This window comes from Treponema sp. (assembly GCF_051883275.1).
In the GTDB taxonomy this organism is placed as follows: Bacteria; Spirochaetota; Spirochaetia; order Treponematales; family Treponemataceae; genus Treponema_D.
In genome coordinates, this window is record NZ_JBJETK010000002.1 from 1 (window position 1) to 1,894 (window position 1,894).

1 protein-coding gene is annotated in these 1,894 nt (G+C 42.8%); it reads right to left on the reverse strand.

Translation table 11 applies throughout. The features are described from left to right. Window positions 1-52: 52 nt before the first annotated feature. Window positions 53-1,717: a YfhO family protein gene (locus ACI4L0_RS00140; protein WP_439798141.1), complete on the reverse strand. Its 1,665-nt coding sequence runs from the start codon at window positions 1,715-1,717 to the stop codon at window positions 53-55. Window positions 1,718-1,894: the final 177 nt, after the last annotated feature.

Here is a 1,894-nt window from a genome sequence, read left to right on the forward strand (position 1 = left end):
GATGGCCGGAAATGTCTTGTGCCGCAACGAATTTTGGGCTGGTCAGTAGACATTACTTAGACCAATGTGAACATGATGAATAGCCCATTTGCTCCAACAGAGATATTACGGAAGCATTCAGTGTTGAAGTTGAATGAGAAATTCCTTTCATATTCAACGCCAGAGGATCGTTTACTTTGCGGTGCAAGGTTTTTTCCATGCGGAACAGACTGTCGCCGTTCTTGTTGATTTGATCCGTCATAGTTCGCAACCGCCGCATAAACCCTGCATATGCATCTCGCTTGCCGAAACGAACATCATCGTCCAAATCGGACAGGTTGGAAAAACCGGCGGCAAACATCTCGAATGCAACAACGACGGCCATGCAAATGATGCCGGCACGTTTTGCAGCACCGCGGTTTTTCACGAAATAAAATGTTGCCAAATACAATCCAAGCGCTCCCAGACTAATCCATATACAATTATAGTCCGAAAGAAAAGCATAATCAAACTTCTGTACAACAATGATCATGCAAACAAGCACGAAACCAATGCTGAGGATCTGACGGTATCGTAGCTGTGAAGAATTACGAAATACTTCCCATGCAAGTACAAGCATCACAAAACAAAATGCAAAGCTGTAACGATAGTTGAGCCAGTTTGGCTTAGACATACCATGCCAGAAAATATCCACTGTCGAAATGTTCATGCTCATGATTAACACCACGAGCAAGATGCCGGCAGCTATTTTACGACGCGGCTTTACATTCGGAAGGAAAAAATACAACGGAAGCAAAAGCAATGTAAGCATTCCACAGTATACAACCGGCAAACCCTCCGGACGAACGGTATCGTAAGAGCCGGGAAGAAGCTTTACAAAAAAGTCTAAGAAATCGAACCGCTGAAAAAGGGAATAATCCGTTGTTTGGAAGTCAGCCTTTCCAAACCCAAGAGAATAAAGCGCAGGCAGAAGAATGACTGCGCTGATTAGCACCGCAAGGATGCCGCTCCAAAGCGCACGCAGCGAAGTTTTCATAAAGCGGCGAAAATGCCGGAGGGAATGGCGGGAAAAATAATAGCACAAGAAATAGATGACCGTAAAAATAGCCATCATATAGCCAATATAATAATTCGATATGATTGTCAGCGCAAAAACAATGGTAAACAATTTGTATTTTCCTGCGTCAACAAGTTTTTCGATGCCTAAAATCAAAAGCGGTAATAAGTACATTGCGTCCATCCACATGGTGTTCATGCTTTGGATTACAGCGTAAGCACTCATCGCATACATAACCGAGAAAATTATAATACCGAAGCGGCTTCCCGGACGCCTGTGGTGCAAATACAGCCCAAAGCACAGACCGCAAAGCCCTATTTTTAAAAGCAGTAAACAGAGAATTGCCTCAGTCATCCATTCCTTTGGAAACAGGCACACGAGCCACGACAACGGACTTGCAAGGTAGTAAGAAAAAATCCCCATAAATTCGCCGCCGAGCGAGCGTTCCCAAGCATAAAGCAGGGAGCCTCCCCCTGTGACAATTTCACGAAGCTTTTCAAAAAAATAAACATATTGACCGTTCAGATCCAATACCATGCAAGAATACTTGCCGAAAGGCCACACCGTCATGAAAATGTAAATCACGCCCATAAGAGCGATCGGTATCAAAAAGGCCAGTAGCAAATACAAGCGTTCATTGGAGCGCAACCGCGCCCAACACCGTCTAATTATTTCTTTCATATACAGCGTGTCCTCGCTTTTTCAAACAAATTACAGATTTCAAAAATATCCCAAACAATATAAAAATTTTATCACGATTTTTAGAAAAGCACAAGGAATTTTTAGTCATATCCAAATCATTTATGTAGGTTGTACAATGATGTGTGACACATAGTAAAAAAGAATAGCGAATGAAGG

What these genes read in the sequence shown, in the direction of transcription:
- ACI4L0_RS00140 (WP_439798141.1), bottom strand. Translation starts at nt 1,717, where the DNA reads ATGAAAGAAATAATTAGACGGTGTTGGGCGCGGTTGCGCTCCAATGAA.